The sequence below is a fragment of the Candidatus Tisiphia endosymbiont of Ditula angustiorana genome (assembly GCF_964026425.1).
Classification (GTDB): Bacteria; Pseudomonadota; Alphaproteobacteria; order Rickettsiales; family Rickettsiaceae; genus Tisiphia.
The window spans coordinates 14,589-34,854 of sequence record NZ_OZ032143.1 but is presented as its reverse complement, the minus strand read 5'-3'; the positions used below and the strand labels follow the sequence as shown (position 1 = coordinate 34,854).

23 protein-coding genes are annotated in these 20,266 nt (G+C 31.6%); 12 read left to right on the top strand and 11 right to left on the bottom strand.

Annotation, left to right across the window (positions count from 1 at the left end; genetic code table 11):
- Positions 1 to 125: 125 nt before the first annotated feature.
- The 3 genes from AAGD29_RS00210 (at position 126) to AAGD29_RS00200 (ending at position 4,401) form a co-directional block, all read left to right on the top strand.
- Positions 126 to 1,868: an ABC transporter ATP-binding protein gene (locus tag AAGD29_RS00210; RefSeq protein WP_341758068.1), complete on the top strand. Its 1,743-nt coding sequence runs from the start codon at positions 126 to 128 to the stop codon at positions 1,866 to 1,868.
- 249 nt (positions 1,869 to 2,117) lie between these two features.
- Complete coding sequence (locus tag AAGD29_RS00205) at positions 2,118 to 2,285, top strand: hypothetical protein (RefSeq protein ID WP_341758067.1); 168 nt, start codon at positions 2,118 to 2,120, stop codon at positions 2,283 to 2,285.
- Positions 2,286 to 2,592: 307 nt separating this feature from the next.
- A complete protein-coding gene (locus AAGD29_RS00200; protein ID WP_341758066.1) occupies positions 2,593 to 4,401 on the top strand; it encodes an AAA family ATPase in 1,809 nt (602 codons plus the stop codon).
- Here the strand turns inward: AAGD29_RS00200 and AAGD29_RS00195 are convergent.
- Complete coding sequence (locus AAGD29_RS00195; protein ID WP_341758065.1) at positions 4,398 to 5,975, bottom strand: recombinase family protein; 1,578 nt, start codon at positions 5,973 to 5,975, stop codon at positions 4,398 to 4,400. The genes AAGD29_RS00200 and AAGD29_RS00195 overlap by 4 nt on opposite strands.
- A 372-nt stretch (positions 5,976 to 6,347) precedes the next feature.
- A complete protein-coding gene (locus AAGD29_RS00190; RefSeq protein WP_341758064.1) occupies positions 6,348 to 6,545 on the bottom strand; it encodes a hypothetical protein in 198 nt (65 codons plus the stop codon).
- Between the two features lie 237 nt (positions 6,546 to 6,782).
- On the opposite strand from AAGD29_RS00190, the gene AAGD29_RS00185 reads away from it, so the two are divergent.
- The 5 genes from AAGD29_RS00185 (at position 6,783) to AAGD29_RS00165 (ending at position 9,542) form a co-directional block, all read left to right on the top strand.
- Positions 6,783 to 7,043 (top strand): hypothetical protein, encoded by a 261-nt coding sequence (locus tag AAGD29_RS00185; RefSeq protein WP_341751286.1) that lies wholly within the window; start codon positions 6,783 to 6,785, stop codon positions 7,041 to 7,043.
- A 491-nt stretch (positions 7,044 to 7,534) separates the two neighbouring features.
- Positions 7,535 to 7,999, top strand: coding sequence for a DUF1376 domain-containing protein (locus AAGD29_RS00180; RefSeq protein ID WP_341758063.1), 465 nt, complete (start codon positions 7,535 to 7,537; stop codon positions 7,997 to 7,999).
- Positions 8,000 to 8,022: 23 nt separating this feature from the next.
- Positions 8,023 to 8,283 (top strand): hypothetical protein, encoded by a 261-nt coding sequence (locus AAGD29_RS00175; protein WP_341758062.1) that lies wholly within the window; start codon positions 8,023 to 8,025, stop codon positions 8,281 to 8,283.
- 193 nt (positions 8,284 to 8,476) lie between these two features.
- Positions 8,477 to 9,292, top strand: coding sequence for a hypothetical protein (locus AAGD29_RS00170; protein WP_341751284.1), 816 nt, complete (start codon positions 8,477 to 8,479; stop codon positions 9,290 to 9,292).
- 16 nt (positions 9,293 to 9,308) lie between these two features.
- On the top strand, positions 9,309 to 9,542 hold the full coding sequence (locus AAGD29_RS00165) for a helix-turn-helix transcriptional regulator (RefSeq protein WP_341751283.1): 234 nt from the start codon (positions 9,309 to 9,311) through the stop codon (positions 9,540 to 9,542).
- 552 nt (positions 9,543 to 10,094) lie between these two features.
- On the opposite strand, the gene AAGD29_RS00155 is transcribed toward AAGD29_RS00165, so the two are convergent.
- From AAGD29_RS00155 to AAGD29_RS00135, 5 genes are all read right to left on the bottom strand, one after another.
- The gene (locus AAGD29_RS00155) at positions 10,095 to 10,583 is read right to left on the bottom strand and encodes an IS3 family transposase (RefSeq protein WP_375332096.1); all 489 of its coding nucleotides are present in this window, start codon (positions 10,581 to 10,583) and stop codon (positions 10,095 to 10,097) included.
- 31 nt (positions 10,584 to 10,614) lie between these two features.
- Positions 10,615 to 12,066, bottom strand: coding sequence for an IS4 family transposase (locus tag AAGD29_RS00150; protein WP_341757292.1), 1,452 nt, complete (start codon positions 12,064 to 12,066; stop codon positions 10,615 to 10,617).
- A 120-nt stretch (positions 12,067 to 12,186) separates the two neighbouring features.
- Positions 12,187 to 13,449 carry a group II intron reverse transcriptase/maturase gene (gene ltrA / locus AAGD29_RS00145; protein WP_341758061.1) on the bottom strand — a complete coding sequence of 421 codons (1,263 nt, stop codon included), beginning with the start codon at positions 13,447 to 13,449 and terminating at the stop codon, positions 12,187 to 12,189.
- 498 nt (positions 13,450 to 13,947) lie between these two features.
- Positions 13,948 to 14,247, bottom strand: a complete 300-nt coding sequence (locus AAGD29_RS00140; protein ID WP_410521217.1) for an IS3 family transposase — start codon at positions 14,245 to 14,247, stop codon at positions 13,948 to 13,950.
- 160 nt (positions 14,248 to 14,407) lie between these two features.
- Positions 14,408 to 14,845, bottom strand: a complete 438-nt coding sequence (locus AAGD29_RS00135; protein WP_341758060.1) for a transposase — start codon at positions 14,843 to 14,845, stop codon at positions 14,408 to 14,410.
- A gap of 96 nt (positions 14,846 to 14,941) precedes the next feature.
- Here AAGD29_RS00135 and AAGD29_RS00130 point away from each other — a divergent pair, with 96 nt between their 5' ends.
- The 3 genes from AAGD29_RS00130 (at position 14,942) to AAGD29_RS10165 (ending at position 16,039) form a co-directional block, all read left to right on the top strand.
- Complete coding sequence (locus tag AAGD29_RS00130) at positions 14,942 to 15,250, top strand: HU family DNA-binding protein (protein ID WP_341751282.1); 309 nt, start codon at positions 14,942 to 14,944, stop codon at positions 15,248 to 15,250.
- Between the two features lie 541 nt (positions 15,251 to 15,791).
- Positions 15,792 to 15,947: a hypothetical protein gene (locus tag AAGD29_RS00125; RefSeq protein ID WP_341751281.1), complete on the top strand. Its 156-nt coding sequence runs from the start codon at positions 15,792 to 15,794 to the stop codon at positions 15,945 to 15,947.
- Positions 15,947 to 16,039, top strand: a complete 93-nt coding sequence (locus tag AAGD29_RS10165; RefSeq protein WP_375331615.1) for a Mu transposase C-terminal domain-containing protein — start codon at positions 15,947 to 15,949, stop codon at positions 16,037 to 16,039. The genes AAGD29_RS00125 and AAGD29_RS10165 overlap by 1 nt, the downstream gene beginning before the upstream one ends.
- A gap of 15 nt (positions 16,040 to 16,054) precedes the next feature.
- Here the strand turns inward: AAGD29_RS10165 and AAGD29_RS00120 are convergent, their stop codons facing one another.
- The 4 genes from AAGD29_RS00120 to AAGD29_RS00105 all read right to left on the bottom strand — a co-directional run bounded on the left by AAGD29_RS00120 (position 16,055) and on the right by AAGD29_RS00105 (position 19,114).
- A complete protein-coding gene (locus AAGD29_RS00120; RefSeq protein ID WP_341758059.1) occupies positions 16,055 to 16,780 on the bottom strand; it encodes a hypothetical protein in 726 nt (241 codons plus the stop codon).
- Positions 16,781 to 17,031: 251 nt separating this feature from the next.
- Positions 17,032 to 17,646 (bottom strand): SCO4402 family protein, encoded by a 615-nt coding sequence (locus tag AAGD29_RS00115; RefSeq protein WP_341758058.1) that lies wholly within the window; start codon positions 17,644 to 17,646, stop codon positions 17,032 to 17,034.
- A gap of 120 nt (positions 17,647 to 17,766) precedes the next feature.
- Entirely contained in the window at positions 17,767 to 18,702 is a 936-nt protein-coding gene (locus tag AAGD29_RS00110; RefSeq protein WP_410521216.1) for a recombinase family protein, read from the bottom strand.
- On the bottom strand, positions 18,686 to 19,114 hold the full coding sequence (locus tag AAGD29_RS00105) for a hypothetical protein (protein WP_341758056.1): 429 nt from the start codon (positions 19,112 to 19,114) through the stop codon (positions 18,686 to 18,688). Before AAGD29_RS00105 ends, AAGD29_RS00110 begins: the two co-directional genes overlap by 17 nt.
- A gap of 257 nt (positions 19,115 to 19,371) precedes the next feature.
- Between AAGD29_RS00105 and AAGD29_RS00100 the strand changes: the two genes are divergently transcribed.
- Positions 19,372 to 20,238, top strand: coding sequence for a Dam family site-specific DNA-(adenine-N6)-methyltransferase (locus AAGD29_RS00100; protein WP_341751276.1), 867 nt, complete (start codon positions 19,372 to 19,374; stop codon positions 20,236 to 20,238).
- Positions 20,239 to 20,266: the final 28 nt, after the last annotated feature.

Below are 20,266 nucleotides of genomic sequence, written 5' to 3'. Positions count from 1 at the left end.
GAATGTCCCGAAGTTTTGTGGAGCCAATTCTTTAAAGCAGAAGAGTATAACCGAATTTGGAATAATTTGTTATATCAAGTTCAGGTTAAAATTAGTTATTCTAATTCTTAAACAAAAAATAACTTATGCAAAATAAATACATTATTGCATTTTTCTGGCAACATATAAAACCATATAAATGGTTTTACTTGGTTATGCTACTTGCCCCTACTATAAGTAGTTTTTACCCGTCTGCCAATTATTATGCGATTAAATTATTTCTTGATACAATAGTAGCACAAGAGAATCTAACTTATAAGTTAGTTTTACTACCGATTATAATATTCACGTCTGCACAAGTGATTTTACCTTTGGTGTGGCGTATCGGTGACATAGCAGAATGGAAGGCTGAGCCTTATGTGCGACGTTCTATATTGCTCCAATCATACGACTATGTTCAGCACCATTCTTATTTGTTCTTCCAAGAAAGTTTTACAGGAGCCATAAGCAGCAAAATCAAAGGTATTTTGGATGGGTATGATAAATTTTGGGCGGAAATGCATCACGGATTGCTGCAAAAGTTTCTTAAATGTGTTGTGAATTTTTGTACCCTTAGTCTTGTTAACACAAATCTTGGCATATTTGTACTAATATGGTGTAGTTTTTACGTACCAATTATGTATAAACTCTCAACTAAATTAAACCAACTATCTTGCTTAGAATCCGAAAGTAAGCATTTTATAATTGGGCAGATTGCAGATAAAATTACTAATATTATTTCGCTTTTTTCTTTTGCTTCTAGGGCAAGAGAATTAAAGGCACTAGATAATAATATATTAAATGATTTTATTCCCAAACAGCTAAAAGTATACAAATATAACTTTAAGACTCAAATAGTAGGTGTGTGCTTCTATTTTGTTTTGTTTGGTTTTATTCTATTCTATATGCTGTATTTAAGAATACATGGCTTAATTTCTGTTGGAGATTTTGCTTTTGTTTTTGGTATTGTCTTGGTTGTTGCAGACGATATCTGGAATGCAACAGTTTCATTGCAGGATTTTACTAGATCAATGGGTGATTTAAAAAGTGCGTTGTCAATAGTTACTATCAACCAGCAAGATTTGGATAAACTTAGTGCAAGTCCGCTAATAGTTGATAAAGCTATTATTGAATTTAAAAATGTAAATTTTGGTTATAACAAAGAACTGATCTTTAAAGAGCTAACTTTTTCTATTAGTCATGGTGAGAAGGTAGGAATAGTCGGTCATTCTGGTAGTGGCAAATCAACACTTATTAATCTCTTGTTACGTTATTTTAAAGTTACAAATGGTCAAATTTTGATAGATGGACAAAATATTGACGATGCTACTCAAGACTCATTACGACAAAACATCGCGGTAATCCCTCAGGATACTTTGTTATTTCATCGAACCCTGATGGAAAATATTAGATATGGAAAACAGGAAGCAACTGATGCAGAAGTAATTGAGGCAAGCAAAAAGGCACATATCCATGAATTTATTACAACATTGCCAGAAGAGTATAATACTTATGTTGGAGAACGAGGTATCAAATTATCTGGTGGACAACGGCAAAGGGTGGCAATAGCGAGAGCTATTCTAAAAGATGCACCTATTCTTATCTTAGATGAAGCAACTTCTGCACTTGATAGTCAAACTGAGCGTTTTATCCAAGATAGCCTTAACTTCCTAATTCAAGATAAAAGAAAGACTGTGCTTGCAATTGCCCACCGCTTATCCACTTTAAAACATATGGATAGGATAATTGTCTTAGATAAAGGTGTAATGATTGAAGAAGGCACACATAATACATTAATTCGTAATAAACATAGCCTATACAAAAAATTATGGAAGCTACAGGAAATTTAGGCCATGGCGGGATATAATATCAATTGAACTTTGGGGGATATCGGAAACGTCAATGGTATTCGGTTAAGCATTTAATCCTCTTGAATTACGTAAGGTTGACCATTTAACACCTAATATGTTGTCACTATATTTCATTTTATTTTTTTATAAAAAAATAAAAAATTATAAAATATTTTGCTAATTACCTCTTAGTGGATAATAAAATAAGGAGTATAATGATATTATAGTTAGAAGAAACACGTGAAAACAATGACAGAAGAAAAAAATAAAATTAACGCTAATTATCAACCAACCATGCTAGTTGGTACTGATGACTTTAAGAAATTATTGCTTAATAGCAATGTATTTGTTGATAAGAGTCTAATGATCAAAGAATTATTGCTTGATACTGGAGATAAGGTGGTTCCCTTTGTCTAGACAAAAATTTAGATAAATAGAGATATAATTCACAAAAATTAAATTGTTGTTTTTATACAATATTTTTTTCAAAATATACACATTCTGGAGTTTTATAATCCAAAGCTTGATGCATCCTTTGTCTATTGTCAAAATAAACCAATAAAAATTTTGTCGATCGCAGCATAATATAATATGTTGTCACTATGTTTCAGTTTATTTGTTTATAAAAAAACAAAAAATTATAAAAATTTTGCTAATTACCTCTTAGTGGATAATAAAATAAGGAGTATAATAATATTATAGTTAGAAGGAACACGTGAAAACAATGACAGAAGAAAAAAATAATGTTGATGATCAGCTAAGTATGTTAGTTGGTACTGATGATTTTAAGAAATTATTGCTTAATAGCAACGTATTTGTTGATAAGAGTTTAATGATCAAAGAACTATTGGTTAATGCTGGAGATGTAACACTCATCACCCGTCCAAGGCGGTGGGGGAAGAGCTTGAATATGGATATGGTGCGGAGATTCTTTGAGATAGAGGTGGATGAGCATGGGATACCCTTGCCGCAAGAACAAAGAGTTAATCATAAGCTGTTTAGCGGAGGAGAAGTGGATTTAGGATTTGATGAGACTAAAGAACTAAAGCCATTAAAAATTGCTAATGTAGCAAACTCTATGAAACGTCAAGGTCAATTTCCAGTTATTATTATAAGTTTTAAGGGAATTAGGGGTAGTAGTTATGAAGAAATTGAAAGTAAAATCAGCTATCAAATAACTAGACTATTTAGTAATTATCGTTATTTAAAACGTTATGTAAGTGAGAAAGAATATTTATTGGAAGAAGCGGAAAAAGAGCAATTAACTAGATATTTTTCTGGAAAATTTAACAAAGTAGAGCTTGAGAATAGTTTAAAATTTCTAAGCGATTTACTTTATAAACATTTTAATCAAAAAGTTTACATATTAATTGATGAATATGATACGCCAATTAATAGTTCCTATGTGGAATTTGGTCATAAAGAAGAATTTAATCAGGTACTTAAACTATTTCGTGCAATATTTGGTAATAGTCTTAAAACCAATGATTCATTACAAAAAGGCGTTATTACTGGCATATTACGGATTGCTAAGGCTAATTTGCTTTCAGATTTGAATAATTTAACTGAATGTAGTCTATTAGATAAAAAATTTGCTCGTAGTTACGGTTTTACTCAAGTGGAAGTTGATGAATTATTAACTAAAGTACCGCTTAAAACTAATCCAGAAGAAATTAAAAATTGGTATAATGGGTATAATTTTGGCGGAGAAACCATTTATAATCCATGGTCAATTATGCAATGTTTATCAAGACAAGGTGAGCTTGACCATTACTGGATTGATAGTGGCGGCACTGGTTGGATTGATCATGTGCTGCTTTCCGATGAGATGCAACAAGACTTAAATACATTGCTAGAAGGAAAATCTATAGTTAAGAAGGTGTATAAACAAATTTCTTTTGCTGACATTAGCGATAACTATAATGTATTTTATAGTTTATTATTATTCGCTGGCTATCTTAGCCCGCTATTAGCTAATGATAATAAAGAAGATCCTAGATATAGTTTAAGCATACCAAATCGAGAAGTACGTAATATTTATGTAGAGCGGGTGATTCAATGGTTTACTAAAAAGTTAAACATTAAAATGAATGAATATGATAATTTCATTGATTTATTAACCAATCACCAAATCGACAAATTTGGCGAGAAACTGCAATCATATCTGCTTGGATCAACTAGCTATCATGACTTAACTGAAGAAAAGGATTACCATAATCTAGTAGGCGGGTTACTAGCCCCTCTTACTACCAGATATAATATAGAGTCAAATAGAGAGGTTGGGCATGGTAGGTGTGATCATATATTAACCTCTATAGTTGGCAGGGGAGATAATGCGATTATCGTTGAGTACAAGGTAGCTAAATCTTCGGAAGATTTGGCTCAAATAGCCAAATCTGGCTTACAACAAATTATTAATAAAAAATATGATAGTAAAATAAAAGAGCATTCACATGTAAAACAAATATTAAAAATTTCGATGGCATTTTGTGGAAAAAATATGGAGTTAGAATATGAGGTAACGAAGCTCTAATAATAGAGCGTCAGCACTTGTATAATAAGCAATTTGGTATCTGACTGGGTTCGGAAATTGTTCACTACGCCCCGCCATTCGGTACAAGTTGTCGTTTTTTCAAAAATATCGAACGGGAAACGTAGAGAGGTCTCAAGTTTTTTGCCCCTTAGTTTGAGGTTCTGAAATACGAAATTTATCATTTTGCGTTTTTGGGGCATTTCAGAACCTTTAAAAGTTTCATAGGCTTCAGATGCTAGAGTTATTAGCGTTGTAGCGGTATCAGTAAATTTATCGTCTGCTTCCTCATAAACTTTAATTAAACGAGCAATTTCATATTGGCGATCTTTTAATTGTTGTTTTTTTCTTTGAAATTCTTCTGTGCTAAGTTCTCCATTGAGTCGCAAATCTATTAATGAATTTAATCTATTCTCATTTTCGGTATGTTCTTTCTTTAAAGTAGCTGTTGCTTGCCCATGCTCATCTTTCTTTAGCTCATTTGTGTTTTTTAAATAGGCTAGAGTCTCTTTTAGCATTTCTGGGTCTCTTATACCTATTCTTTTAAAAACCTCTTCTACCTGCTTTAAAACCTCATCTTCTCTTACATAAATCTTTTTGTTTGGATTCTTTGAATCCCATGTACCTAAATAAGTCCATTCGTCCACTTTGCCATCTGAATATGTTTTGCTGTGAGTTTCAGCTGTTACAACTTTACCAGTTACTGCACAGGTGATTAATCCTCTAAAAAGAAAATCCTTACCACCATATTTAAAAGGCTTCTTCTTCCACCCTAAACGTACATCTTTACATGCCATAAAAGTCTCTTTTGTTATAATTGCTTGGTAACCATGTGACCACATCTCTCCTTTTACTCTCATTTCACCGTAATAAAATGGTTGTTGGATCATTCGATGCACTACTGTTTTATTGACGTAGCAATTGTTTTTGCTTCTAAGACCAAGCTCCTTAGCTTTTTCAGTCAAATAATTAAGAGTATACATTCCTGTTGCATATTCTTCAAAGAGTTTTTTTATGATAGAACCTCTTACAGGATCGAGAATTACTATACTGTTTCCTCTTTCATCTCGACTATTTAGGTAACCAAGAGGGGCTGGTCCTATCCACTCTCCTTTACGCAATTTATGATCTAGGCTTCTTTTAACGTTATCACTTAAACTATCAACGTAAGATTGTGCCATCAATACGTTCATCCCCCACATTAGCTTTGCATGAGACTGAGAATCTTTATCTATTATGTAACCTTCTGTTCTAAAATGTAATTCTATCTTACCAGCTTTTATTGGTTCTTCTAGTAATGAAATTTCTGAGATTCTTCTTTGTACTCGATCTACTTTATCAGCAACTATAGCAATTGTTTCTCTATGGCTTTTAGCAAATTTGATCATCTTTTTAAATTGTTTGCGATCACCTCTGCTTGAAGATTCGATAATTTCAAAAGTTTCGATAACTTCAAGATTTTTACGTTGGCAATATTCTACTAATCTATATTTTTGAGCTTCAATTGAATACCCTTCTTCTTGCTCCCTTGTTGAAACACGAACTAAAATTATTGATTTTGTTGCTTTATCTGTCATATTTTCTCCTTAGATAATAAATTTTGCTTTAATTAGAAAGTAGTATGTACTCAAAGAGCAGAGATATATCAAGCACCGCACAAGTCAAGTTGAATTATTATTAAATTACCCCATCTCCTTCAGTATTAGAGCCAAGTGTAACATTTTTTTAGTATTAATAATTTTTGGTTATTGTAAATAAATTGTTCTGACACGTAGTAGTGTGCTACATCAGTTGGTTTGTTATTAAACTATTATTTTAGCTCTTTTAAGGCTATTACACGGCTTTTTAGTGTTCTTATGGTAGGGAAAATCAGTTTTTTAAATTATTACGCTCTAAGTCTAAATATGGGCTTTTTTTAAATCATATTTCATCTTACTTTGCTCATCCCTTTACTTTTTTATCTTATAATCGGTAATCTCCTGACAAAAACCTATTAGGTTTCTAGCTGCTGTGTGAAGTTCTTGGTCTGTAAGTTTACCTTTAGACATAATTGTTAGTTTGCTAACAATTGCTGTGTAAATTTCTTCAGACGAACGTTTATCTCTGTCTATTTCTTTTATCATCTGCTGTATATAAGCATTTTGCATAATATTCCCCTGTTGTTAAGCTTTTAGTCCTACTGTTTTTATATTACTGTTAACTATTTTTTTTTGATTTACAATAGCCATTTCATAACGTGAAATGATCTATAACTGATAAATTCCTGTCTTATTTGGTTTTATATATAAAAAAATTTCATGATTTGAAAAATTTTCTTAAATTCTTTGTATTTAGACAACTAATAGTGTTTTGTTAGTAAGGATTAAATATTAATGCTAATCGTTATGAAATTACTCACATGGTTAGAACTGTCTAAAGTGTCCGTACGAGAATTTGCTAAAATGATAGGTAAGAATCAAAGTTTAGTACATAAATATGTCTACGAAGAAACAATACCTGGACCTAAAGCTATGATCAAAATTTACACGGTTACTAAGGGAGCAGTTGATGCCAACATTTTTTTTAAGCTTTCTGACCAAATATTTGAAGAAGAATTAAAAAATAAAAAGAACCCTCCCAAACCTGAAATAGATTTTAGCTATTAATACTATCAGTTCGTTATAAATCTCTATTTTTATCGACCAATTACTTAAGCTAGTTAAGTGGTAGAGAATAATCTTATATTTACTAGCTTATCTATAACATTGTACTTCTAGGTTGTTATTTTTATTACATATAATCATTTAAGTTGATTATATGTTTTATAGCTAAGCGAAATAGCAAGGTTATTATTAGTTGTAAATATCAATAAAATCTTCTTAATTATAGGTATTAAGTGATAAAAGTTATCCACAAAATCCGTGCATTAATTTGTGGATGAATATGTGTATAATATGTGGATATCACGTGGATAAGTTTTTTTACCCTGTGGATAAGAGGTGAAATTTGGATTTTTTTATAACTTTTTTGGGATTTTTTTTGCATTTTTTTAGGTTTTTTTTTGATCTATACGCTCGTATAGTTTTTTTTTGCCATTTTTTGAGAGTTTTTTTATGAGTTTTTACAGCTAAATTATCTAAAATTATAGGAGATTATTATGTTAAAATCTAAGAGCAAACCCTTTTCTCTATCATCTTTTCTTCATGGCACTAATTTACTTAGACATGATGAATTAGGAATTTACATTAGACTACTTGAACATATGTGGATAAGTGGTGGAAAATTGCCAAATAATGACCAAAAATTAGCACATTTTCTAAATATTTCGCTAAAAAAATGGCAAAATTATAAAAAAATTTTGCAAAAATTTTTCATTTTTTCTGATAAAACCTTTACACATTTGGAGTTGAAAAACGAATGCCAAAAACTCATAAAAGTATCACAACAAAATTCCTTGAATATAGCAAAGAGATGGGAGAAATATCGTAGTCAACTGATCGAATCTGCAGGGGAAAAAGATACCCCCTCTAATGATACGACCGTATATACGAACGTATATACGACCGTAATACGATCGTATTACCACGCGCACGCGCGTCTAAAGATAATTATATTGATATAAGATTAGAGGATGATGATAGGCTTGTGGATAAGTCACCAGTGATTGCCAAATTAGCAAAAACCGAAATAGCAGAACTAACTCAAAAGCTACAAGGGTTGTTCAATAAGCACGATATGGTTTTACCAGTAGATGCGTCGTTGCTTATAGAATGGCTAGAAAGTGGTATTAGCAAAGATTTTATCTACCAAAAAATCGAGCAAGTAGTAGCTCGCATTTGCCTGCATCAACTTCAACACCCAAGATCATTTGCTTATTTCACCCCAGAGATAAAACGTTACTGTTAGGCAGGGTAGTAGTAAGTGGAAGTTAAAGGTGCATTTGATAAAATAAATTTCACAATATGAAATAATTTAAATTATTTTTTTGTTTTAGTCTTTCTTTTTTATACAAAAGACCATTTCATGCAATGAAAAGCCTATTGTTTTATAAAAAAACCTTGTCATACTGTGATTAATAAAGGCAATTAGAGTAAAAATTATGAACAAAACTACCTTAGAAAAATCTCAACCTCAGCTTGCTTCAATGAAGCCAGTTAATGGACTTCTTGCAGAATTTGCTTCTGTGCAAGGATTTGACGGAGACTCAGAACCTCAATCCGCAGCGTACTCAAATTCTGTTACGGATTTGAGTCTAGACTCATTGTCTAAATCACCAGCAGAAGTAGTATTATGCGAGAAGTCTAATGAAATTTACAAAAATAGTGAGAGTAAGCATGAACAAAATGGTAAAAAAATGATTAAATATCCAATGAGTGAGCGGCTAATGAACCAGTGTTTAATCAATGAAGTTGTGTTTACTGGTTTAGTAAAAAATGTACTACAAGCAAAACTGATTGACCAATTAACTGGTACGTTTAACTTACAGATTCAAGAATTTGGCTATCGTCAATTTTTAAGCAATGGCACAACTATGGGTTTCTGTACCCGGAATTTTTGCACCAAAAATATTGACAATAGCCAAAACAAAAATCTTAGCTACCAATCTCTAATACAATTCTACAGTCAGCAAGCATGTAACAGTTTTGTCATTTACCAAAGAACCAAAGATAAAATTGAAGGGTTTTATTTTTTGCCATCAACTAATAGTCCGGAAATTATTAGCTATTACCTTAGGCACTTTGAATCTTTTGAACAGTTTATTAGTCTTGTAAGTCTTTATGTTAGCCTAGTTCTAGGTAGTATAAGATGCAGTAATTCATACTGCCAAAACTTACACAACAATAACTTATACGTAAAAATTTTTAGCCCCAATAGCTTGGCAGAATTATTTCCTGAAAGGGTTTTAAGCAACTAACTAAAATAACCATATTATGCAAACAACTAAAATTAACGTAAAATATTTAGGCAAGTCTTTCATTCTTACTCAAAGAGCTATGGAATGTCTTACACTTGCAGCTCTTGGCTTTCCTAAAAAGCACATAGCAGCTAGACTAGGCATATCGTACAGAACTGCAGAAAAACATATAACAAATGCTAAAAATAAAATTGGCATCTATCACCACCGACAATTATTAGATTTTTTATTTTCTTACCAACTGTTATAAGTAGCCTACTACCTATTACTGATAATACAAATCAATAGACTTCTTTCGAAACTCTACTTCTACTGGTGATTTGTACGTCGATGCGGTACTCGAATCCTCACGTACATTAGAGTACGCTGCGGTTCTGCGTTCCGCGTCTCCTTCAAATCCCTCAGCACAAGCGAGTTTCGAAAGAGCAATTATCTTTTATCTAAATTTCATAAAGTATCTGTAGTCACCGTATCTATATCGATAAAGACCTTTGTATTTACCAATTAACGGCTTTCCTAATTTTTGTGGCATCGATATTAAATAGTTTTCCACTTTATTATATATTTTTAACTTGTTTTAGTCATTATTCTATCATTAATGACTAAAATTACGCCATTCAATTAGGTAACTTACAGTCAAATAACAAAAATTTATTGATTTAAGGTATTAAAAATTCTAGATTTCGACTATTATTAAGTTTTTAGTGAGAGTAATCACACTAGATTATAATCTCAAGGAGGATACTGGACTGAAAAATCAAGACAAAAAAAATAATAATTTTGTTTCCCATTTTTGCATTTTTCAAGCTGCAATTTGTTCATAATTTTGCATAGAATTTAGATAGACATTCATGTGCTTTTTGTAACCAATACTTGAATGAAATCTTCTATAATTATAGTGATTGATGTAATCATCAATACCACGCTTTAGCTCTTTAACATCTTTAAAATCATTAATAAATATACAATTATATTTTAAAGTTCGGAAAAATCTCTCCATTATTATATTATCAATACTTCTTCCTTTACCATTCATCGAAACTTTAATGTTATGCTCTTGTAAAATTTCAATGTGTTCATGACTAGTATATTGACTGCCCTGATCACTATTAAATATCTGCGGTGCAGGATATTTGTTAAGTGCATCCCGCAATACTTCAGTTACCAAACTTACATCCATACTATTTGACAATTTATAACTCAACACAGCTCTACTATGCCAATCTATAATTGCCGCCATGTACATAAATCCCGAATTAGTTCGAACATAAGGGTGAGTAGACTGAAGCATTGCAGCTTCAGCCCCTCTCAGAACCTTACTATTACCCACAAATATTAGAGTTAGCTAATTGATAACCTTGAACTAGATCAAATAACCGTTGCCATCCTCTCCACAATACAATAGGACCAGGCTCTAGATCATTTTTTCTTGCTAAATACCCACCCAATTTAGCAACCCATATTATAGCATTTTTTATTGTAGGAATTGTATTATTAGGGGGAGCTGCTTTGTGTATCTTTACATACAAAACTCGCCATTCTTCTTCAGCTAATATTACACTACATGGTAGATTAGGATTAGTTCTGCCAATTAAAGTAATAAAAAAAATTCTCCAAGCAATTATGCTCATGATTGTCAAGTATTTTATTAATCTTTCTCCTGTTGCAAGTCTACATTGTTCAACCCTAAATCCAGATTTTAAAATTTTATGAAAAATTTCAATTCTCCATCTTAAACAATACCATCTTACTTTCTCTATAGCTTCTTCAAAATTATTGATAACTATATTGGTTAGTAACATCCATTCTAATGGTGTTGTTCCACTAGGGGGACGACGCTCAATAACATTGATGGCATATACTGGTAAATTTGGCAATGTTTCTGTTTTATGTCTTACATTGTTTACAGGAGGATTCATTATAAATTTTCCAAATCTAACTTCCAAATGTCTAATCCTATTAGCTTTATTTTCTTGACTAGTATCTTTAACTGCTATTTCTCCAGCACACTGGAAACCCGATACTACCTTCCACAAATATTGTCTATCTTTTTTGGAATATTTTGACTTTTTATTTATTTCTCTATCCTGTGCAGCTCTAACTAAAACTTTAGATTTCTGAGCTTGTGCCAATTCAAAAAAATCATATATATCAGCTTCTCTATCACAAACAGTTATAATTTGGGTATTACTATTATTCGTTGCATTAATAGTGTTCTGTAATGCATTAAGCCACTTCATACTTTCTTTATCTTTAATATGTACCGCATTACCATGACTAGTTTTTTTTAACTGTTGTATTTCTTCAGGCACTGCTGGTCTATTGTGAATCTTTTGATCCAACAACCCAAGTGCTAATCCATTGGTAGCAACCGCAAAGGCAGTATGCATTATCAGACCTTTACATTCAATATTTTTAACATTCTTTCCCTCTTTTCTTGATAACACACCCAATCCAGTAGTTTTTTTATGACTAGTATATGTGATATAACTAGTATCTTGTATAACAAGAACTTTATCATGCTCTTTGATTCTTTCTACTGCTTTAGCAATATGGGCTTCTAATATTTTTGATTCCTTAACATTATCGTTTTTAAAAAAACGATATGCTGCTTTTGTTTCTGCCCAATTTCCACATGCTTGATTAATTGAGCTTTCAGGTATATTTGCAAAATTATCAGCTATCTTTATTAACCTATTTGTCAGCCTTTTATCACCCAAAATAGCTCCACTAAATTCCTCGGTCAAATAATTATTTATTATTTCTTGACTCATACTATACCTCTACAATGTAATATTTTAATTGCAAATCAGTATATTATTTTTACTTCTTTTTCACCATTGTTATTTTGTGGGTAATAGTAAGCTCTCAGAACGGTGCGTGAACCTCTCAGCTCACACCGCTCCCACCATTTTAGCCTTTGGATATATTCCTAATTTCCAATGTATAAAAGCTTCAGGATTAAGATTTGCTAATCTATTTAGATATTCTCTTGCACGTCTTTTATGCCATGCAAGTTTCTTATATTTTCTTCTAACCCACCGCTCCAAATACCAATTCAGGTGCTTCCATATGTTGTGCATTGCCGATGGATAAAACTGCCCATAATAGTTATACCAACCTCTTAACTCAGCTTTAAACATTTCCGAAAGTTCAGATAAGGACTTGTCATTCTTAAGCTGAATGTGCCAACTCCTTATGGTTTGTATGATTGCTTTCTTAGAGTTATTACTTATCGCAGGTAAGAAATTTGGATGAACCATGCCTTGTTTGTTTACACATCTTCTTGGTCTAAAACTATATCCGAGAAAGTCAAAGCTGATTCGTTCATATTCATCACGACGATTATTGTCCTTACAATATATAATACCCGACTTATCAGGATGTATCGTAAGGCCACATTCCTGGAATCGTTGTCTAATAACTTGTAACACATATTCTGCCTGTTCTTGACTCTGACAATGGAGTAAACCATCATCAGCATAACGACAAAATGCTACACTTGGCATTTCTCTTCTTACCCATGCATCAAATACATAATGTAAAAATAAATTTGCTAATATTGGACTTATCACTCCTCCTTGAGGTGTTCCCTTATCGTGCATAATAATATTTCCATCTTTATCTTGCAATGGTGCTTTAAGCCACCTTTGTACGTAAAGTAGTACCCATTTGCACTTACAATGTTTCTCCAATGCTTTCATTAATAGTTTGTGATCGATATTATCAAACAAACCTTTGATATCAAATTCAACAACAAAGTCATATTTCCAGCATCTTGCTCTTGTAACTGCTATGGCATCATGTGCAGATTTCTTTGGGCGATAACCATATGAATCTTCGTCAAATATGGGCTCAACTAATGGCTCAAGTACCATCTTCACTACAGTTTGTGCTATTCTATCCGAAATAGTTGGAATCCCAAGGATTCGTTCTCCACCTGATTTCTTTGGAATAGGCACAGCTTTTACTGCAGGAGGAAAATAGCTGCCTGAGGACATACGATTCCATATCTTATACAAATTATCTTTTAGGTTTCGCTCAAATTCTTCCATAGTTTGTTGATCAACTCCTGCTGCACCTTTATTATTCTTAACACATTGGTATGCTTGCCATACATATTGCTTAGAAATTTCAAAAGGCTTTACTGTCTTCATAAGCTCCTCCTAAATAAATTTAGTTGACACTGTGATGAACAGCTAAAATGGTCAGACACCTTCACTCCATTGCCATTACAGCAACTTCATCATTACTACATGTCTGTCCGCCCCTGTGTATACGCATCAGTACTATCAGCCTCACGGTTTTATTTCCGCTTGTACCTTTCCTTTAACATCGTTGCACAGGTTCCCGTGTTCAGCTTGAAAGCCTTGACTTAAGCTCACGCCACCTCTATGCCGGATGCCACCTAGCCAGTAAACAGGTTCCCGCTAAATTTATCCCAAAGCAACATCACCTCCTTGGTTTTGACATCATCTGAAGCGCTTTCGACACTTGAACGGTGGTTCACTGTTGTTCGTCTTCTTAAGTCTATACCTGACACCTCAAGGATGCCTTTTCTGCATCGCTCACGACAATGCCCTTAAACAATTGCCGCATGCAGTGGTTTGCAGCCTATTCCTGTAAATCGACTGCGAAGGACCTACCTTCATCTCTCAAGCCGCTTGGCACGGCACACTGATATCTCCACTCCAAACCTCGTTAGCGTTAGGTACGTGTACAGTCCTAGTTGTACCTAGATTAGTCCAATATTTATCAAGCAAATAACTATAAATTTTATGCTGTTTATCTTTTCCAGATGTTAACTTTTTCCTCTTTGGATAAATAGCCTCTATGCCAATCATGTTCATATATTTTAGAACCCGATCCTTACCAATAAACAAGCCATCTTCTAATAATTGTCTATGGATATAACGATAACCAAATTCAGGATTATCAGTATATATTTCATCTATTTTATTTAAAATATTTAAGTTATATACTGCTCGTAAATGAAGAGTTGGTAGACGAAGATCAAAATCAACAAGTGCTAGGAGTGTCCAAGCCGAGGAGCACAGCGTACATTAGTACGTGAGCACCGCAGGTCTTGGACAACAACAACGCAATTGTTGATTTTCATCGAGTATACCCACTAAATGGTTTTGCTTTATAGTACATTGAAGAACGATTAATCTTTAATAATTCATATTGCCTTGTCTTTGGTAACATTGCTAGCTTGGAATCGACAAGTTCTTTTCTATTTGATAAGTCCAAGCTTTGTAGCTTTCCCACAGCCCAATCTCTCTCTACTATTGTTTTTCCAAGAGTTTTCGCTAATTCATCATTTTGTTCTTTCAGCATATTAATTTGTTCCTGATATTTACTTACCAGTTTTGCTGGTTCAAAAGCCAATGCTGCATTTGATATAAATTGTTTCTTCCAATTACTAATTGTCTTGGAGTTTATCTCATATTTTGATGCTATCACTGATAATGGACTCTCTTCTTTCAGCACTTCTAATACTATCCTAGTTTTTTCTTCAGCACTAAAAACTCTTGCTTTTTCTTTTGTCATTTTTCCTCCTAATTTTTTCTTATTATTTTATCTTAATTAGGAAACTTTTAACTCTATTTTTTTGTCCATTTTCTTCAGTCCATTATAGAGGTTTCCATGCACAAAATAGAACTAATTGAGTATATAGCAAATAGAGAAGGTTGTACTAAAAGTGAAGCTGAAAAGGTTATTAATATCTTTACTAAATCAGTGACTTCTATACTTGCCGAAGGTAAAGAAATAATGCTAGTAGGTTTTGGTAAGTTTTACTCTAGTAAAGTTGCAGCTAGAGCTGGAAAAAACCCAAGAACTGGTGAAACAATTAATATTGCAGCTTATGTGCAACCTAAATTCTCTGCTGGAGAAAAACTAAAATCTGCTTGTAATAGCCATAAAATCTCAAAACCAACAAGCATAAAGAAATAATGAATAATGAAATTGTTTGATTTGCATTATATTGGGATTTAAGATATCATCATTAAGATGCCGATACCAAAAGAAGTAAATTATAATAAAATATACTTCTAATCAATAGATTTGCTTTTTAGAGAATTGCCTGCAAAAGCTAAGTGTATCGGCTTGCAATAATAAACACGAATTCCAGCAATCAAGGACAATTTGTGACTAAGATTAAATGATTATATAAATCAGCTTGGCTAACTTTATTTGCAACTATTAAAGTTGTTATGTAAATTTATTTCTATTGCCTAAATTGAGCCAAATTATTTTGTCTTATTCTAAGTCCTGTTAATCACTCATTTTCAAATTGTTCTATTTGAAATTTAAAATTTTGGTAGAAATGAATTGCGTTAAATGTAATGTGCTACTTACTTCTATCAATTATTAAATTGTCTTCAATACTTTCAAACGAGAGATTCATGCTATCAAGTTGATGAAAAAATGTAATCATTTCTTTTAGTGATTTATCTAAACATAAAAGTTTGCAAACTATTATAGTATCTTCTCTTTGCCTAATAAAATGGTTGATGGTTTGCATAATATCAGCTTTCCAAGTACACATCTTGATACAAAAATCTTTTTACAAGCTACATTATCTAGTAAGAAAACACTTACCTTAAAACAACTAAATGAAATTAGTAAGGATTACGTTACATTAATATAATGCTTGCAGAATATGTTGGTGAATTAGTGGTTATACGTTATCTCCCCTCTGATATTACTTCAATACGTATTTACTATAAAGGTAAATTCTGATAAATAGCATAAAAATCATTTACAAAAATGTTGCTCAATAACCAGCGGTATTTCTGTATTAATCCTATTTTGTAAGTCAGTAAAATATTCTAATTTAGAAACATTATCTTTATAAAATATACAGCTATCACTATTTCTATCTTTACAACGCTCACTCTCAGTTCCAATCCAGTTTTTATGAAACTCTGAAGTTTTATGTAATATATAATCATAATGATTTAGTAGTGTATTTATCCTATTATACTCTTTCTCATCAGCAGTTTGTTTTAATCCAACCCATTTATAATTTAAAGAATTAGATTCAAATATATGGATACTACTGATATTTCTAAAAACGATATATATCAAGGTTTCTTCATTTGGAACAAGAGTATTTTTTGTAATTTCTATTTTATCATATTTCCCAAATAACTTCTCAAAGAAAGAAGGAGTAAGGTTACATGTTTTATCTGTTAAGTTTTTTATTTTTAAAGTCGCACCAACATAACGTCCTAGGTTATAAGGGGTATCTTTATTCTCTGTACTGATCAATTTATTTACTTGATCTATTTGTAAGATTTTTGTAATGGTGGAAAAAAGTATAGAATAGCTCTTAGTTTCATTATTAGATTTTTCTAATTCTTTAATAAGTTGATTGGTAATTGACCTATCTTCAAAAAATACATAAATAGGGGATATTGTGAATATTAAACAAAAGCTCATAGCTATTGAAGCAAGGAATTGCTCTAGAATAAACTTCAATTTCAACCATTCAAATGTAAATCTTATTATTAGGAAATATATAAATCCTATTGCTAGGAAAGCAATAAAATAAACAATCGTTATAATATTATACTTTTTTTTAATTAATTACATTACGCGAAAATGGAGTATGCCCATCCAAAACTGGGGCGAAGCCATGACCCATTTTCTGATAAAATTTGAGGACCGAATTTAGTGCCTATTTTTAAATTTACACAGTTAAAAATCCAGAGCCTTTTATAATAAAAAATCTATGCGAATACATCTGTAATTAAATTATTTAAGTTTTTGTCTAATTCAGATCGTTTATAAATTATTGGCTTCTCGTATGGTATCATTTCATTTCCTGCTTCTGCATTTTTACGTTCTACATACGTTCCATACTCATGAAAGTCCATGTTATTAAACTTTTCATAACACTCTTCGTAAAAATTATACTTTTTATTATTCTTACCCATCATATCATATATATTTTTAGACCATCTCCATACTTTTGACCATTGAGGATGGTTAATATAAGCATAATCTGGTTGCAAATCTCCTATTTCCTCAGTTAAATTATCAAGAAAACAAGCAAAATTATAAACCTCATTTACTTCTTCTCGAGTGTATAATATACGAATTAAGCTCTGCCTTGCTCCCATAGGGATTTCCAACCCCTCATCATATAAATCGTTAAATATATAATAGCATAAATTATCCCAATATCCATGTACTGCTCCTCCTATCCACTCTTTCAATTGCCTCTCCTTATTAGATAATTCTTCAAAGGTACTAAATATATTATGTCTTAAATATGGCGAAGTGATCCAAATCATTTTTTCCCTAACATAATGTTCTTGTACTGTGTTGATAGTATATACCAAATATAAGAATTAAAGTGTACAAAACTTACGCTATGTGAGGTTCTAAATAGCGTAAGTTTTGATACTTTTTACCATTGTAAACTACTAATTTTAGCATAGTCTAGTATAGAAACACTTTAATTATGCTAACTCTGCTTGCCAGTTATAAAGGGTTTGTCTAGAAATTTTTGCCATTTTTGCTATATATGATACTGGATAATTGCCAGTTTTCATCATTTTTACATATTCCTTTCTTACGGATTTATCTGATGAATGAACTCGACCTTTATACTTTCCTAGTTCTTTTGCTCTTTTCACCCCTTCATAAATTCTTCTATTTATTAAGCTTCTTTCAAAATCAGCTATAGAACCCATCATATTGAACATCAACATTCCTGCGTCTGTTCCAGTATCCATTTGTTCCTTTAGACTCTGAAAATTTATAGAATGACTTTTTAAGTGGCTAATTATATCTATCAAATCTTTTAAACTTCTACCTAACCTATCAATGGAAGCAATAACTAAAGTATTACCAGCTTGAATGCTATCTAATAGTTTTGTTAGCTCAGGTCTTTTAGAATTCGTACCGCTAATAATTTCAAAATAGACTTCTTTACATAAACTAGCATTTTGCTTTATTGATTTATGATAAACCTCTATTTGCCACCGTTTTTGGTAGATTTCGTATAGATGATCAGCATCATGGTTAAGATCATTTGAAACTAAATAGAGAATACCAGTTGAGTTATCTTCGTTTATGAAGACTTTTTTAATGAGCATTACGGGAAATTCTAGCCCCTTAAGCCACACCTTAATCGACTGACCATCTTTCAGATTTAATGATGTCACTTGTTGAAATTGACCTTTTATTTTATCTTCTAGCGACAAAGCAAGAGTACGATTTGACTTTATACCGATTATAAAATACTTATTCAAATTATGTATATATTCCAAATTATCTTTTGCTCCAAACCAGTTGTCGGCTAGCACATATTCAAACAACACTTTGTTTGCCATACTTTGTTTTATCAAATTACGAAAATGTTCGTTTCTAGTTAGACTAGCTTTCTTCTTGATTTTTTTTACTGGCTATATCAGAAAGAACTACATCCTTATGGACGATCTCATATCCTATTGGTAAGGTAATATCTCCATAACGAACAAGGCATGATAGTATGTTTACACCTTTAATATGCCTAGATTTAGCATGCGAATAATGCCAACACATAATCTCATTCTCATCAGTATATGGCTTCTCTTCAATTGAATCGTCTAATATTAAAATACCACCTGCTTTCTTCTCATTTCTCCTAACTTCGGCTTTGATGTAAGTCCAAAGTTCTGCTGATCCTAAAGCCTTACCATTTAAAAATCTAGTAAACTTATCATGACTTATCTCGCCGCATAATAAATCAGCTAATCCAGTAGCTGTTGCTTTGTTATTTTGGCAAATTAAATAATCACTATAGATATCTAAGGTTTCATACATTTTTATTAATCTTTATTTGATACAACTAACTATATTTTAACCATTATTTTTATCCAGCTTTTCTTTACTCTGCGTAAGATGAGATATTAAGTGTTTTAATGTTACAAATTAACCTCAAACGTTAAAATCTAGCTCTGCTCTTATAAATTAATTGGCAACTCGGGTTAAACAACAAAATAAATGGGTAAAAATGTCAACTATTCGTTTTTAGTTAATCTCTTATGCTTTTCTAGAGAATAATTGAAGGATAAATTAAAATGACCCAGCAGCAAATTACTAGAAATGAAAGCATCAACACGGCTACTAAAATAACTGCTATTCGTACTACAGTTAATCCCATTATTAGTCCATTTTTTCAATGGGTAGGAGGGAAAAGAAAATTTATTGATAAATTGCTTGAACGCATTCCATTAGATTTAAATGATTATTATGAACCTTTTCTTGGCGGTGGAGCACTGTTTTTCCAAGTAAAAGATAAATTCAACAAGTGTTTTTTATCTGATATTAATCTTGAACTTACAACAAGCTACAATGCTGTCAAAAAGAATCCAACAAAAATTATTGCATTATGTGAATTATATAAGCTAAAACATAGTAAAGAGTATTATTATCAAGTCAGAGATAATAATATTAATAGTAATGATCCTCTAGAGATTACTGCAAGATTTTTATATTTAAATCGATATTCTTTTAGAGGGGTATATCGAGTAAATAAATATAACCAAGTACAAATGTCTTATTCTACAAGGAAATATTGTCAATCTAATAATTTTGCTACCATACTTAACCAATGCAGCAATCTTTTACAAAATACTCTAATTTACACAAGTGATTTCTCTTTTATTGAACCTAAGACCAATGATTTTGTTTATTTTGATCCACCTTATCATAAATCAGGTGAAACTTTTTATACTAGGTTACCATTTGGTGAAAATGACCAAGTAAGACTTAGTAATTTTGCCAAAGAATTAAGTAATAAAGGTGTAAAACTTATGCTCTCTAACAGTGATACAAGCTTTATTAGAGATTTATATAAAGGTTTTAATATTAGCACTATTACCGTTAAATATTCTATGTCAAATTATAGAAAAATATCTAATGAATTATTAATAACAAATTATTGAACCAAAAATCATTATATAAATATTTCTA